This window comes from Lyngbya sp. CCY1209, assembly GCF_035615495.1.
In the GTDB taxonomy this organism is placed as follows: Bacteria; Cyanobacteriota; Cyanobacteriia; order Cyanobacteriales; family Microcoleaceae; genus Limnospira.
In genome coordinates this window covers 1-431 of sequence record NZ_JAJENU010000443.1, presented here as the reverse complement: position 1 = coordinate 431, position 431 = coordinate 1, and the positions used below count along the sequence as shown (strand labels likewise).

Annotated in this window: 1 protein-coding gene; it reads left to right on the top strand. The window is 61.7% G+C overall.

The features are described from left to right. Positions 1-123: 123 nt before the first annotated feature. On the top strand, positions 124-431 hold a 308-nt coding region (locus tag LKE08_RS13620), incomplete at its 3' end, for a hypothetical protein (protein ID WP_324704778.1).

The window sequence follows — 431 nt, the reverse complement described above, 5'->3', positions numbered from 1 at the left end:
ACCACGACGGAAGACGGGGGGACGGCAGAATTTACGGTGGTTCTCAATACCCAGCCGACAGCCGATGTTGCGATCGCTCTGAGCAGTTCGGACCCATCCGAGGGGACGGTTTCCACCGAATTGTTGACTTTCACAGCCGAGAACTGGAATACCCCCCAAACCGTCACCGTGACGGGTGTGGCCGATGACGTGGTAGACGGGGACCAGGCCTACACAGTCGCACTAGCCGCCGCCACCAGCGACGATGCCAACTACAACGGCATCGAGGTCGCCGATGTCGCGGTGACAAACCAGGATGTGGTGCCCGGGAGCGTGACGGTGACGCCGACAGAAGGGTTGACCACGACGGAAGCCGGGGGCACGGACACATTTACCGTTGTCCTCGATCGCCAACCGACGGCCGATGTGACCATCCCGATCGCCAGTTCCGA